Raw genomic sequence first — 13,758 nt, 5'->3', positions numbered from 1 at the left:
CTCCGCAGCAGAGGCATAGACTTTGTCCAACGATTCACGCAATGCAAGACGCGAATCTTTTGAAGTCTTCTCATCACTGACCAGGAGCATCACCATGAGCACTCGCGAAACCGAAATCCGCAATTTGCAGAAAGACTGGGCTGAAAACTCCCGCTGGCAGGGCATCAAGCGCGACTACAGCGCCGAAGATGTCATCCGCCTGCGCGGTTCGATCAGCGTGCAGCACACGCTGGCCCAGCGCGGCGCCACCCGTCTGTGGGAACAACTGCATAGCGAGCCTTTCGTGAATTCGCTGGGCGCCCTGACCGGCAACCAGGCCATGCAGCAGGTCAAGGCCGGCCTGAAGGCAATCTACCTGTCGGGCTGGCAGGTCGCCGGCGACGCCAACCTGGCCGGCGAAATGTATCCCGACCAGTCGCTGTACCCCGCGAACTCGGTGCCGCAAGTGGTCCGCCGCATCAACAACTCGCTGGCCCGTTGCGACCAGATCCAGTGGATGGAAGGCAAGAACCCGGGCGACGAAGGCTACATCGACTACTTCGCGCCCATCGTGGCCGACGCTGAAGCCGGTTTCGGCGGCGTGCTGAACGCCTTCGAACTGATGAAGTCCATGATCGACGCCGGCGCGGCGGGCGTGCACTTCGAAGACCAGCTGGCGTCGGTGAAGAAGTGCGGCCACATGGGCGGCAAGGTGCTGGTGCCCACCCGCGAGGCCGTGGCCAAGCTGGTGTCGGCCCGCCTGGCGGCAGACACGATGGGTACGCCCACGCTGCTGCTGGCCCGTACCGACGCCGATGCGGCGGATCTGGTCACCAGCGACGTCGACGACAACGACCGCCCGTTCATCACCGGTGAACGTACGGTTGAAGGTTTCTTCCGCACCAAGGCCGGCATCGACCAGGCGATCTCGCGTGGTCTGGCCTATGCGCCTTATGCTGACTTGATCTGGTGCGAAACGTCCACGCCCAACCTGGAATACGCCCGCAAGTTTGCGGACGCCATTCATCGCCAATTCCCGGGCAAGCTGCTGGCGTACAACTGCTCGCCGTCGTTCAACTGGAAGAAGAACCTGGATGACGCGACGATCGCCAAGTTCCAGCGCGAGCTGGGCGCCATGGGCTACAAGTTCCAGTTCATCACGCTGGCCGGCTTCCACTCGCTGAACTACGGCATGTTCGAGCTGGCCCACGGCTACGCCCGCCGCCAGATGAGCGCTTTCGTGGAGCTGCAGCAGAAGGAATTCGCTGCCGCCGAACTGGGCTTCACCGCCGTGAAGCACCAGCGCGAAGTGGGCACCGGTTACTTCGACGCCGTCACGCAGACGATCGAAGGCGGCCAGTCTTCGACCACCGCGCTGACCGGCTCGACGGAAGAGGCCCAGTTCGAACACGGCAAGGCGCAGAAGGCGGCCTGATCGCCTGAGCAGGGATTTGCAGTTGCAGTTGTAGGTGCTGTTGTAGGGTGGATTCAGGGTGCCTTCGGGCACCCTTTTTTTTCACCCCACCTACGCAACGAATGCTACGCGGCGGCCGGTTCCGCGGCCAGCGAGGCCATGTCGATCACGAAGCGGTACTTCACGTCGTTCTTCAACAGGCGTTCGTAGGCGTCGTTGACCGACTGGATCGGCACGATTTCTACATCGCTGACGATGCCGTGTTCGGCGCAGAAGTCCATCATCTCTTGCGTTTCTTCCATGCCGCCGATGGCGGAGCCTGCCAGCGACTTGCGGCCCATGATCAGGTTCGAGCCCGGGATCGGGTCCAGCGGCGTCAGCGCGCCCACCAGCGCCATGGTGCCGTTCAAGCCCAGCAGCGCCATGTACGGGTTCACGTCATGGCTGACGGGTACCGTGTTCAGCAGGAAGTCGAACGTGCCGGCGTGCGCGGCCATGGCCTCGGGGTCGCGCGAGACCAGCACTTCATCGGCGCCCAGGCGCTTGGCGTCGCGCCCCTTGTCGGCCGACGTCGTGATCATCACCACGTGTGCGCCCAGTGCATGGGCGAATTTCACGCCCATGTGCCCCAGGCCGCCCAGGCCGATGACGCCCACTTTCTGGCCCGGCCCCACCTTCCAATGGCGCAGCGGGGAATAGGTGGTGATGCCGGCGCACAGCAGCGGGGCGACGGCCTTCAGGTCCAGCGTGTCGGACACCTTCACCACGAAGTGTTCGCGCACGACGATACGGTCCGAATAGCCGCCGAAGGTCAGCTGGTCGTTACCGCGTTCGTGGTCGTTGTAGGTCAGCGTGGCGCCTTCTTCGCAGTATTGCTCCAGGTTCAGGCGGCAGGCCTTGCAGTGCAGGCAGGAATCCACCATGCAGCCCACGCCGGCGTAGTCGCCCGCCTTGAACTTGGTGACGTTCTTGCCCACCTGGGCGACGCGGCCGACGATTTCGTGGCCGGGCACCATCGGATAGACCGAGTTGCCCCAATCGCCGCGGGCTTGGTGCAGATCGGAATGGCAAATGCCGCTGTAGAGGATGTCGATCAGCACGTCGTCGTCGCCGGGTTCGCGCCGGGTGAAACTGAACGGAACGAGCGGGGTATCGGTGCTGTGGGCGGCGTAGCCTCGGGCTTGGATCATGACGGTCTCGAATAAATTCTGTTGAGCAGGCATTCACAATATTCCGGCGAAACCAGGGGATCAAGCTAGAATTTCCGCATGTTTTATTCGAAGAATTTGCATAATCATGCTGCCCGATAACCTGTCGCACCTGGCCGCCTTTTCCGCGGTGGCCCGTCACAGCAGCTTTCGCCGCGCCGGCGAGGAACTGGGTTTGTCGACCTCGGCGGTCAGCTATGCCATCCGCAGCCTGGAGGAACGGCTGGGAGTGAACCTGTTCAACCGCACCACGCGCAGCGTGGCGCTGACCGACGCTGGCCAGCGGCTGGCCGAGCGCCTGCTGCCGGTACTGAGCGACCTGGGCGACGCGCTCGAGGAAATGAACCACTTTCGCGGGACGGCGTCCGGCACCTTGCGCATCAACACGTCGCGCGCGGCTTCCTACATGCTGTTGATGCCGTTCGCCGCGCGTTTCCTGGCGGCCTACCCGGACATCCGGCTGGAAATCGGCGAAGACGACAGCTTTGTCGATATCGTCGCATCGGGCTTCGATGCCGGCGTGCGGCTGCTGGAGGCCGTGCCGGAAGACATGGTGGCCGTGCCCATCGGCCCCAGCCTGCGCGCCGCCGTCGTGGCGTCGCCCGCGTATCTGGAAGGGCGCGAGATCCCTCGCCATCCCCACGACTTGATGCGGCACGAGTGTGTGCGCTACCGCTTTGCCAGCGGCCGCTTCTACAAATGGGAATTCGAGAAAGACGGCGTGGCGATCGAAGTGGACGTCACGGGCCGCATCGCGCTAAGCGACGTGCATGCCGAGGTGCGCGCCGCGGTCGACGGCATCGGGATCGGCAGCGTGCCGGAATACTACGTGAGCGAACTCCTGGAATCGGGCCGGCTGGTGCGGCTGCTGGATGACTGGTGCCCGCCGTTCCAAGGTTTCATGCTGTATTACCCGCGGCAGCGGCGCGTGTCGTCCGCCTTGCGGGCGTTTATCGACATGGCCCGACTGGAAGGTGGGGCCTGAGCCCCCCCGCGCCGATCTCGCGTTGTGCGCGTGATGCGTTACGGACGCGCGCCTTCCAATAGCGCCTGCACCAGCCGATTGTCCTGGTCGGTCAGCCGGCAGACGAACGAGATCTGACGGTAGGGCGCCTGCTTGCCCAGCGGCAGCACGCGTACCGGATGCACGTTCAGCAGGTTCGGACCCGGCTCGGGCAGCACGCACACGCCCAGGCCGGCGGACACCAGCGCCGTCAGCGCCGCCAGCGATTGCATCTCGATGCGGCAGCGCGCATGGGGCGCATGCTGCGCGACATAGCGCGCGGCCAGCCGGCCGCCGATGGTGGTCTTGTCGAAACGGATCCATTCGTATTGCTGGAACAGGTCGGCGACGCGCGTCTCGTGCGAATCGGGCGGCGCGATCAGCACCAGCGTTTCCCGGAACAGCGGTGTCCAGGCCAGGCGGCTGGAGCCCCCGGTTTCGGGCTGCGTGATGATGGCGGCGTCGATCTCGCCCTTCTTCAGCTTTTCGGTCAGCTCGGTCGCGCGTCCCCGCACCAGGCGCACGTCCAGCAGGGGGTAGCGTTCACGCAGCTTGCGCAGCAACGGGGGCAGCAGCGTCACTTGCAGCGGTTCGATGGTGCCCAGCCGGACGCGGCCTTCGACAGCGGGCGTGCTGCGCCGGCGCAGTTCGTCCAGGCGCGCCAGCGCCTCCTGCAGCACGCCATCGACTTCCGCCGCAAAGGCGTTGGGCCGCATTTGCAGCGCCGAGCGGTCGAACAAGGGCTGTCCGAAGTATTCCTCCATCTGCTTCATCTGCAGGCTGACGGCGCTGGGCGACAGGTTCATGTCCGCTGCGCCCGCCGCGAAGCTGCCGCCGCGCAATACGGCGTTGAGCGTACGGAAAGATTCGATCTTCATCAGAAATCCTCACGTAGTGTTTTAAGAATCCTCGCTTTATATCACCAGGCGAGCGTCCTAGTATTCGCTTCAGACAAAACGACAAGCGGCATGCACGCAGGCGTTGGACGCCCGCCGGACCGCAACCGAGGAGACCCCCATGACGAAGTCCTTTGCCGGCCTGCGTGCCGCCTTATTGCCCGCCTTGGCCCTGACCGTGGCGCTGGGCGCGCCCGGATTGGCTGCGGCGCAGGCGGCGCCCGCCGTCCCCGCGACGATCACGATGGTCGTGCCGTTCCCGCCGGGCGGCAGCAACGACGTGTTTGCCCGCGTGCTGGCCGAAAAGCTGGGCGCGCGCCTGTCCACGACCGTCATCGTCGAAAACCGGCCCGGCGCGGGCGGCGCGATCGGGGCGGAATATGTGGCCCGCGCACCGAAGGACGGCTCCGTGCTGATGCTGTCGTCGTCCACGCTCACGACCAATGCGGCCGTGCAGACCAACCTGAAGTACGACGTCGTGCGCAGCTTCGCGCCGGTAGCGATGCTGGCGCGCAGCCCGATGGCGCTGGTCGTGGGCAAGGATTCACCCTACCAGTCCATGGCCGACCTGCTGGCCGTTGGCCGCAAGGAGCCGGGCAAGCTGACCTACGGCAGCGCGGGCTTGGGCTCGGTCAACCAGATGGCCAGCGAAATCCTGGCCGGGGGTGAGAAGACGTCGTTTACGCACGTGCCCTACAAGGGCATGTCGCATGCGCTGAACGACCTGGCCGGCGGCCGGGTTGATTTCGTGATCGGCAGCTTCGCATCCACGGCCTCGCTGCTCAAGGGCGGCAAGCTGCGCGTGCTGGCCGTGACCTCGCCCGAACGGTCGCAGTTCTATCCGGCGCTGCCCACCATTGGTGAAGGCCAGCCCGGCTATTCGGTGGAACTGTGGTGGGGCGTGCTGGCGCCGGCGGGAACGCCCGCACCCTTGGTCGACAAGCTGAACGCCGAGATCCGCGGCATCGTCAACGACCAGAAGATGCGCGCCATGTTCGCCGAAGAAAGCGCGGTGCCGGCTGCGCTGACCGTGCCGCAATTCGCAGAACTGGTTCAGGCCGATGCCGCCAAGTGGAAGCAGGTGGCCCGCGACCGCAACATCTCCATCCAGTAAGCGCCGACCCCGCATCAACCCTCTTTCCCAGAGTGCAAGCATGAGAAGCAAACTGTTCGTACCCGGATCGCGCCCCGAGCTGTTCGCCAAGGCTCTGGCGGGCGCCGCCGACGCCTTGTCGTTCGACCTGGAGGACGCGGTGGCGCCGTCGCGCAAGGACGAAGCACGCGGCCATCTGGCCCGCATGCTGGCCGCGCCCGAAGCCGCCGCGTCGGGCAAGACGCTGATCGTGCGTGTCAATGCGCTGGATTCCGGGCAGTTCCATGCGGACGTGCAGGCCGTGGTGCGGCCGGGGCTGCACTTGGTGAACCTGCCCAAGGCGGAAAGCGAGGCCGACGTCGTGGCGGCGGCCAGCGCGGTCGAGCAGGCGCGCCGCGCCAACGGCGTCGATCAACCGGTCGGCTTGCTGCTGAACATCGAGTCGCCGCGTGCGCTGCGGCGGGCGGCCCGCCTGGCGGCGGCGCATCCCAGCGTGGCGGGTTTGCAGTTGGGGCTGGGCGATCTCTTCGAGCCGGCGGGCATCGCTCGCCGCGAGGCAGTGGCGGTGCAGCAGGCCATGTTCGCCTTGCGCCTGGCGGCGGCCGAGGCGGGCGTGTTCGCCTACGACTCCGCCTTCGCCAATATCGAGGACGAAGCCGGCTACCGGGCCGAGGCGGAACTGGCCCGCAGCCTGGGTTATATCGGCAAAAGCTGCATCCACCCGCGCCAGGTGCCGTTGGCCAACGCGGCGTTCCGGCCCACCGATGACGAGATCGCGCACGCGGGCCGCGTGGTTGAGGCCGCGCGCGAAGCGTCAGCCAAGGGCGTGGCGGCATTCGTGGTGGACGGCCGCATGATCGATGGCCCCTTCCTGCGCCGCGCCGAGGCGATATTGCGGGTGGCGGCCGGGCTTGGGCTCGCGACGGCGCAAGCGGAGCAGGCGCAATGATGGCGGCGGCAATGCAATCGCCGGGCGGTCCGCTGGCGGGCGTCCGTGTGCTGGACCTGAGCGCCTACATCGCCGGGCCGTATGGCTGCACGCTGCTGGCGGATCAGGGCGCCGACGTCATCAAGGTGGAGCCGCCCAGCGGCGACAACCTGCGCAAGTACCCGTCCACGCTGGATGCCGAAAGCCGCGCCTTTCTTGGCGTGAACCGCGGCAAGCGCGGATTGGTGCTGGACCTGAAAAATCCGGAAGCGCTGGCCGTCCTGCACGATCTGGCGCGGCAGGCGGACGTGCTGGTGCACAACTTCCGGCCCAGCGTGCCGGCCCGGCTGGGCATCGCCTATGAGCAGCTGGCCGAGATCAATCCCAGGCTGATCTACTGCGCCGTCACCGGCTATGGGGAAACCGGGCCGTTGAAAGACAAGGCCGGCTACGACCAGGTGCTGCAGACGATGACTGGCATGTGCGCGTTGCAAGGCAAGGCCGAGGGGCCGCCCGAGATCCTGTACGGATCGGTGGTGGACTACTACGCTTCATCCATGGTGGCCGCCGGCGTGGCCTCGGCGCTGTACGAGCGGGAACGCAGCGGACGCGGGCAGTTCGTGGGCGTATCACTGTTGCGCAGCGCGCTGGCCTTGCAGTCCGCAAGGCTGGTCTGGGCCGAAGGCGAACCGCGCGACATCGGGCGCGACATGCGCTCGGGCGGCATCACGGGCATCCATCCCACAGGCGAGGGGTATCTGTACATCTCGGCCAACACGCCGCATTTCTGGCAGGCGCTGTGCGCCAAGACCGGCTTGCCTGAGCTTGCCGCCAACGAACGTTACGACTCGGTGCGTAAACGCGCCGAACACCGCGACGAGATCGTGCCGCGTCTGCACGAGGCCCTGCGCGCGCGCACGGCGCTGGAATGGGAGGCCTGGTTCGGCGAAGAGGTGCCTTGCGCGGCCGCACGTGGCGTGGAGGACATGTTCGACTTCCCGCAGGTGCAGGCCGAAAACATGGTCACGACGTTTACGCACCCCGTGGTGGGCAGCTACCGCGGGTTCGCCCAAGCCATCAAGTTCGGCCGCAGCCAGCCGGATGCGCCCCGCGCCGCGCCCGCCTTCGGCGAGCATAGCGAAGCGGTGCTGACGGAGGCGGGGGTGTCAGCCGAGCGCTTGGCGGCGTTGCGGGAACGGGGGGCGCTGGGATGAGGCCCGACGCCTAATCCGCCACCGCGGGCGCCCCGCCCAAGGCCGCCAGGCAGTCTTCCAGCGGCGGGATGATCTGCGCCAGTGCGTCGACGGCGGCGGCGTCCACTTTTGACAGGGGCGGGATTTCGGCCAGCACGCGCACGTCGCCGAAGCGTTCAATGGCTTCCTTGTTGCCCGCCGACAGCGGGCCGCTCATGACGACGCCCAGCACGGGGATGCCGCGGCGCTTGAGCGCTTCCAGGCTCAGCAACGTGTGGTTGATGGTGCCCAGGCCGCTGCGCGCCGCCAGCACCACCGGCATGTCCAGGCGGGCGATCAGGTCGATCATCATGTGCGTGTCGTCAATGGGCACGTACAGGCCGCCCGCGCCTTCTACGATCAAGGGGCCGTCGGTCGTCGGCGGCACGATGGTGGTCGCGTCGACCACCGTGTCTTCCAGCGTGGCGGCGGCCCAGGGCGACAGCGGCGCTTGCAGCACGTAGGCCGGCAAATGCAGGCGTTCGGGCGGCAGCCGGGCCAGTTGCGCGACGGTGTCGGTGTCGCCGGGTTCTTCGGACACGCCGGTCTGTACCGGCTTCCAGTAGTCGGCGTTCCAGGCGCGCGCCAGGATGGCGGACACCAGCGTCTTGCCGATGCCGGTGTCGGTGCCGGTCACGAAAACCCCGACGGGGCGTTGAGTCGTTTTTTTCCACATACCGTAGGCCAGGTGATACGTCACCGTGGCTCCTTGTTCGTCAAACGCTGCCAGCACGCGCCGCAGTGCCGCCGCGCTGAGCGGCGGCCGCCCGGGCGCGGGCGTGGTGGCGCCGATGCCTTTCAGGCCCTTCAGGAAAGTCAGGCCGTCAGGATGATTTTGTATCAGCCGTTCGCTGTGCACGCTACCGGCCAAATTGCCCATGGCCGGACGGATGGCGGCGTGCGCGGGGTAGCGTGGCGTGACCGCAACGAGGCCCGCGGCCTGGTGGGCGGCCCGCCATTCGTCGAATGTGCCGTCGGCCAGCGTCGCGACGGCCAGATGGCCGCCCGGCGCCAATAATGTGGCCAGCCGGCCCAGGCCGGCGTTCAGGTCCGTAAACCATTGAACGGCCAGGCTGGAGCAGATCAGGTCGTAAGGGCCGGCGAGCGCCTGGGGGTATTCGCCGTCCAGCACTTCAAACCTTGCCGTGCCCGGCAGCGCCGGGCCGCGCTGCGAGGTGGCGAGCATCGCGGGCGAGATGTCGGTGACCGTCCAGTCGGCCGGCCCCAGCCGGCGGGCCAGCGCCTGAGTCAGCAGGCCGGTGCCGCAGCCGATCTCCAGGATGCGGGGGCGCGGGGGCAGGCGCAGCCGGGCGATATCACCGGCCAGCCGTTCGGCCGTGATGCGCTGGATAGGCGCATGGTCTTCATAGCGGTGCGCGGCCGCGCCGAAACGGGCGGCGACTTGCGGCTTGCGTGGAGCTTGCGTCATGGTGCGTACAGTCAGGCCAGGCAATCAGGCCGCCTGGGTCAGTCGGGCAATGAATCCGGCGATATGGCGCGCGCACCATGACGCGTCCGTCACCGGCAACAGATGGCCGCCCTGTTCCCGCTCATGCCGTTCGTCGCCGGCGCGGCCGCCAAATGCGGCTTGCGTCATCGCCATCGGGACGATCGGATCGTCCTGGCCCGCCAGGATCAGCAGCGAAACGGGCAGGGCCGCCAGCGCGCCGCGCTGGTCTTCATCGCGAAGCGCTTCCAGGTCTTGGGCCAGCGTTTCCAGCTGCGGTGCGCCAAAGGCGGAGGCGTCGCCGCAGCGCTGGCGGAAATCCTGCAGCACCGCAGCCGGATCGGCCGACAGGCGCTTGACCATGCGGTCGAGCATGCGGCGCGGCACGCCGGCGTCGAAGTCCGGCGCCGCGCCAAAACGCGGGAAGCCGTTGATCGACACCAGTCCGCGGCAATCCACTGGCAAGCCGCGCAGCAGCCGCAGCACGCCCATCGAATGGCCGACGGCGATCACCGGGCCGTCGATCGTTGGGAGGTGGGCCGGCCCGAAGTAGCCGGCGTCGGCGGCCACTTGCGGCCAATCGCGCAGTTCGGCGCGCAACGGCGTCCAGACCGAGGCGTCGAAGGCCCAGCCATGGACGAACAGCAGGGTGGGGCGGACGGGCAGGGGGTGGGAGTCCGTCATGCCAGCACCGCCGCAAAGCCGGCGATCAGTTGCGCCACGTCGGCGTCGCGGTGCGCGGCGCTGAGCGTCACGCGCAGCCGGCTGGTGCCGGCGGGTACGGTGGGCGGGCGGATCGCCACGGCCAGCAGGCCCCGCTGTTCCAGATCGGCGGCGATCGCCAGCGCGCGGCCTTCGTCGCCCACCATGGCGGGCACAATCTGGGTGGACGAGGCGCCGGTGTCCAGCCCCATGCCCTGGAACGCGGCGCGCAGATGGTCACCGGCGGCCGCCAGCCGGGCGCGTTCGGCGTCCAGCGTGGGCACCAGGTCCAAGGCGGCGTCCATCGCGCCCAGCACGGCGGGGGGCAGCGCGGTGGTGTAGATGAATCCCGAGCAGGTGTTGATCAGGTAGTCGCACAGCGCGCGGGAGCCGGCCACGTAGGCGCCGAAGCCGCCCAGCGCCTTGCTGAACGTGCCCATCGCCAGGTCGATGCGGCCGGGCGCCAATCCGGCCAGCCCCATGCCGCCAGGGCCGAGCACGCCGGTGGCGTGGGCTTCGTCCAGGTAGACGAAGGCCTGATAGCGGTCGGCAAGTTCGGCCAGCCGGACGACGTCGGTCCGGTCCCCGTCCATGCTGAACACGCTTTCCGTGACGATGAATCGGGACACGGGCTTATCCGACCCTTCTGCGGCCCGGGCCGCGAGCAGGCGTTCCAGATGGTCCAGGTCGTTGTGCCGGAAACGGATCTGCTTCACGCCGGCCGCCTGGCAGCCGTGGTGCAGGCTGGCGTGGTTCAACTTGTCGGCATACAGCTCGACCTCGCCCCGGGTGCCGGCGGCGCGCAGCAGCGCGGGCAGCACCGCGGCGTTGGCCTGCCAGCCGGAGGCCAGCACGAGGGCGGCTTCGGAGCCTTTCAGGCGCGCCAGCTTGGCCTCCACTTGCTCGTGCAGGTCAAGATTGCCGCAGACCAGACGCGAAGCCTGAGCGCCCGCCCCGTGGCGGGCTGCCCATTCCCGGGCACGCTCGATCAAGAGCGGGTGCTTGGACAGGCCCAGATAGTCGTTGCTGGAAAAATTCAGCACAGGCGCGCCGTTCAGCACGATCCGGCCGGGCGGCGCCGCCGTGGCGGTGCGCAGGCGGCGTCGCACGCGGCGGGTGTCGGCCAGGGCCAACTCGGAGGAAAACAGGGAATCCAGCTTTGACATCAATCGTTCCGGCAGCGGCCGGGGGCAGGGGCTGCCCCGCGCCAGGCCGTAGAATGCGGGCCATTGTAGTGGAGGCGCGCGCGGCGGTTTTCGGGGACAAACCTTCCCGGAACCGCCGGGCCGCCGCCGGTTTTTGCGGAGTTCAATCATGCACACGCCCGACTGGGTGGCCCAGGGCCAGCCACATATCTGGCTTCCCTATGCCCAAATGAAGACAGCCACGCCGCCGCTGCCGGTTGTGCGCAGCCACGGCAGCCGGCTGGAGCTGGCCGACGGGCGCAGCCTGATCGACGGCGTGGCGTCCTGGTGGACGGCCTGCCACGGCTACAACCACCCGCACATCGCCCAGGCGGTGCGCGCGCAGTTGGAGGCCATGCCGCACGTGATGTTTGGCGGCCTGACCCACGAACCGGCGTTGACCCTGGCGCGCCGGCTGGCCGGATTGCTGGGCCCGGGGCTGGATCGGGTCTTCTATACCGATTCGGGCTCGGTGGCGGTGGAAGTCGCCATGAAGATGGCCGTGCAGTTCTGGCTGAACCAGGGCGAACGCGGCCGCAGCCGCTTCCTGGCGTTCCGCGGCGGCTATCACGGCGACACGTTCGGCACCATGGCCGTATGCGATCCGGACGAGGGCATGCACAGCCTGTTCCGGGGCATGCTGGCCGAGCACGACATCGTCGACCTGCCGCGCGACGAGGCCTCGATGGCAGCACTGGACCAATTCCTGGAGACGCGCGGGCCGCAACTGGCCGGCATCCTGGTCGAACCGCTGGTGCAGGGGGCGGGCGGCATGCTGCTGCATGAACCGGAAGTGCTGCGCCGCCTGCGTCGGCTGGCGGACCGCCACGGCCTGCTGCTGATCTTCGACGAGATCTTCACCGGGTTCGGGCGCACGGGCACGATGTTCGCGTTCGAGCAGGCCGGCATCCGGCCCGACATCATCACCCTGTCCAAGGCGCTGACGGGCGGCACGCTGCCGCTGGCCGCCACGGTGGCCAGCAACCGGGTATTCGAGGCATTCTGGTCTGATGACCCGGCGCACGCGCTGATGCATGGCCCCACCTTCATGGGCAATGCGCTGGCTTGCGCGGCCGCCAACGCGTCGTTGGACCTGTTCGAGTCCGAGCCCCGGCTGGCGCAGGCGCAACGCCTGTCGACGGCGCTGGCTGCCGGCCTGGAGCCTTGCCGCGACGTGCCCTGGGTGCGCGACGTGCGCGTGTTGGGCGCGATCGGCGTGGTGGAACTGGACGGCATCGCCGACCGCGAGGCCTTGAAACGCCGGCTGGTCGAGGCCGGCGTCTGGGTCCGCCCGTTCGGCAACGTCGTTTACCTGACGCCGGCGCTGACCATCGCCGACGATGAACTGGCAGCCCTGATGCGTGCCGTGGTGGACGTGCTGCGCCAGCAGCGCCCCTGACCCGGCCGCCCCACCTCGGCAAGGGGCGGAAAGCGCCTTGATCCAGATCAAGGCGCCTTGCCAGGGCGGTGGTTACCATCGGCGCATGCGAGCAAAATCGATCTTCGCCGTTCCTGCCTGCCTGCCGGATGCCGACCGCCAGCAGCGCCGCCACGCGCTGGTGCGCCTGTCGCTCGCCTGGCTGGCGATGATGCAGGTCATGATGTTCGCGTGGCCCGGCTACCTGCGGCACGACAGCATGCCCGTCGACGCCCTGGAAACGCTGGACTGGGCCATCGTGCTGATGAACTGGGCCAGCTTCGCGCTGACCATCCCCGTGGTGCTGTATTCGGCGTGGCCCATCTGGCGCCACGCGGGCGACAACTTGCGCCACGGGCGCGCCGGCATGGACGTGCCGGTGGCGCTTGGCATCGTCGCGGCCTTCATCCCCAGCGTGCACGCCACCTGGACGGGGCACGGCGAAGTCTATTTCGATTCCGTCACGATGTTCGTGGCCTTCTTGCTGACAGCAAGATATCTGGAGCTCTGCGCGCGCCAGTCCTTCGGCGCGGCAGGCGGCCTGCGGCACCAGCGGGTCGAGGCCCAGCGCCTGGACCTGGGCGCCCGCGCTGACCGCCTGGCCTCGCGCTTCGTCCTGGCGCAGGTGGCGCTGGCGCTGGCAGCGGCTGCCGCGTGGGCCTACATCGATCCCGCGCACAGCATCCCGGTGATGGTGGCGCTGCTGGTCATGAGCTGCCCCTGCGCCATGTCGATGGCGGTGCCCACGGCCATGGCTTCGGCGCACTCGGCGCTGGCGGCGCACCCGTCCATGCCCGATGCCGCGCTGGACGAACTCTTGCGGCAAGCCCGCCACAAGGCCCGCCAGAACCTCTATGGATCGCTGGTCTGGCATCTGCTCATGACGCCGCTGGCGCTGGTGGGCTGGGTCACGCCGTGGCTGGCCGCCATCACCATGCTGGTCTCGTCGCTGGCGGTAGCCTATAACTCCTGGCGCCTGTGCCGCCGGGACTGGTCTGGCGAACTCTCGCCCTCCGGCGCGCTGGAAGCTGCGCAATGACCATCCTGTACCTGCTGCTGCCCCTGTCCCTGCTGTTCGTGCTGGCCATCGGCATATCGCTGTGGTGGGCCGTCTTCAACGGCCAGTACGACGACACCGACAACGCCGGCACGGCCATCCTGCGCGACGACGACAGCGGTCCCGCCAGCCGCGGCTGAAAGCCGCTGCGCATCGTGGTTCAGGTTCGGGCGATGCGCCCGCCTCGACCGCAACATT

The 13,758-nt window shown here is 67.9% G+C and carries 13 protein-coding genes; 8 read left to right on the top strand and 5 right to left on the bottom strand.

From position 1 onward, the window contains the following. Positions 1-94: 94 nt before the first annotated feature. Complete coding sequence (gene aceA / locus CEY09_RS13330; RefSeq protein ID WP_006225680.1) at positions 95-1,414, top strand: isocitrate lyase; 1,320 nt, start codon at positions 95-97, stop codon at positions 1,412-1,414. Between the two features lie 104 nt (positions 1,415-1,518). Here aceA and CEY09_RS13325 read toward each other — a convergent pair whose 3' ends face one another. Beyond that, on the bottom strand, positions 1,519-2,583 hold the full coding sequence (locus tag CEY09_RS13325; protein ID WP_006225681.1) for an NAD(P)-dependent alcohol dehydrogenase: 1,065 nt from the start codon (positions 2,581-2,583) through the stop codon (positions 1,519-1,521). 106 nt (positions 2,584-2,689) lie between these two features. Here CEY09_RS13325 and CEY09_RS13320 point away from each other — a divergent pair, with 106 nt between their 5' ends. Next, positions 2,690-3,586: a LysR family transcriptional regulator gene (locus CEY09_RS13320; protein ID WP_088588978.1), complete on the top strand. Its 897-nt coding sequence runs from the start codon at positions 2,690-2,692 to the stop codon at positions 3,584-3,586. Positions 3,587-3,624: 38 nt separating this feature from the next. On the opposite strand, the gene CEY09_RS13315 is transcribed toward CEY09_RS13320, so the two are convergent. Next, positions 3,625-4,482 carry a LysR family transcriptional regulator gene (locus tag CEY09_RS13315; RefSeq protein WP_088588977.1) on the bottom strand — a complete coding sequence of 286 codons (858 nt, stop codon included), beginning with the start codon at positions 4,480-4,482 and terminating at the stop codon, positions 3,625-3,627. Between the two features lie 139 nt (positions 4,483-4,621). On the opposite strand from CEY09_RS13315, the gene CEY09_RS13310 reads away from it, so the two are divergent. From CEY09_RS13310 to CEY09_RS13300, 3 genes are read left to right on the top strand one after another with little or no spacing between them, the layout of a single operon-like run. Then, positions 4,622-5,614, top strand: a complete 993-nt coding sequence (locus CEY09_RS13310) for a tripartite tricarboxylate transporter substrate binding protein (RefSeq protein ID WP_088588976.1) — start codon at positions 4,622-4,624, stop codon at positions 5,612-5,614. Positions 5,615-5,654: 40 nt separating this feature from the next. Next, positions 5,655-6,542: an HpcH/HpaI aldolase/citrate lyase family protein gene (locus tag CEY09_RS13305; protein ID WP_088588975.1), complete on the top strand. Its 888-nt coding sequence runs from the start codon at positions 5,655-5,657 to the stop codon at positions 6,540-6,542. Continuing rightward, positions 6,539-7,735, top strand: a complete 1,197-nt coding sequence (locus tag CEY09_RS13300; RefSeq protein WP_088588974.1) for a CaiB/BaiF CoA transferase family protein — start codon at positions 6,539-6,541, stop codon at positions 7,733-7,735. Before CEY09_RS13305 ends, CEY09_RS13300 begins: the two co-directional genes overlap by 4 nt. A 10-nt stretch (positions 7,736-7,745) precedes the next feature. Here CEY09_RS13300 and bioD read toward each other — a convergent pair whose 3' ends face one another. The 3 genes from bioD to CEY09_RS13285 are packed head-to-tail and all read right to left on the bottom strand — an operon-like array spanning position 7,746 to position 11,068. Next, the gene (gene bioD, locus CEY09_RS13295) at positions 7,746-9,182 is read right to left on the bottom strand and encodes a dethiobiotin synthase (RefSeq protein WP_088589265.1); all 1,437 of its coding nucleotides are present in this window, start codon (positions 9,180-9,182) and stop codon (positions 7,746-7,748) included. A gap of 24 nt (positions 9,183-9,206) precedes the next feature. Beyond that, complete coding sequence (locus CEY09_RS13290) at positions 9,207-9,884, bottom strand: alpha/beta fold hydrolase (RefSeq protein ID WP_088588973.1); 678 nt, start codon at positions 9,882-9,884, stop codon at positions 9,207-9,209. Beyond that, positions 9,881-11,068 carry an aminotransferase class I/II-fold pyridoxal phosphate-dependent enzyme gene (locus CEY09_RS13285; RefSeq protein WP_088588972.1) on the bottom strand — a complete coding sequence of 396 codons (1,188 nt, stop codon included), beginning with the start codon at positions 11,066-11,068 and terminating at the stop codon, positions 9,881-9,883. Before CEY09_RS13285 ends, CEY09_RS13290 begins: the two co-directional genes overlap by 4 nt. Before the next feature lie 148 nt (positions 11,069-11,216). On the opposite strand from CEY09_RS13285, the gene CEY09_RS13280 reads away from it, so the two are divergent. The 3 genes from CEY09_RS13280 (at position 11,217) to ccoS (ending at position 13,700) form a co-directional block, all read left to right on the top strand. Next, entirely contained in the window at positions 11,217-12,485 is a 1,269-nt protein-coding gene (locus tag CEY09_RS13280) for an adenosylmethionine--8-amino-7-oxononanoate transaminase (RefSeq protein ID WP_088588971.1), read from the top strand. 85 nt (positions 12,486-12,570) lie between these two features. Beyond that, the gene (locus CEY09_RS13275; RefSeq protein ID WP_088589264.1) at positions 12,571-13,542 is read left to right on the top strand and encodes a P-type ATPase actuator domain-containing protein; all 972 of its coding nucleotides are present in this window, start codon (positions 12,571-12,573) and stop codon (positions 13,540-13,542) included. Then, positions 13,539-13,700 (top strand): cbb3-type cytochrome oxidase assembly protein CcoS, encoded by a 162-nt coding sequence (gene ccoS, locus CEY09_RS13270; RefSeq protein ID WP_006225694.1) that lies wholly within the window; start codon positions 13,539-13,541, stop codon positions 13,698-13,700. Before CEY09_RS13275 ends, ccoS begins: the two co-directional genes overlap by 4 nt. The last annotated feature ends 58 nt before the right edge of the window (positions 13,701-13,758 follow it).

Source organism: Achromobacter marplatensis, assembly GCF_002209535.1.
GTDB lineage: Bacteria > Pseudomonadota > Gammaproteobacteria > Burkholderiales > Burkholderiaceae_B > Achromobacter > Achromobacter marplatensis.
Note: the sequence above shows the minus strand (reverse complement) of the source record. Positions and strands in the feature narration are given on the sequence as shown.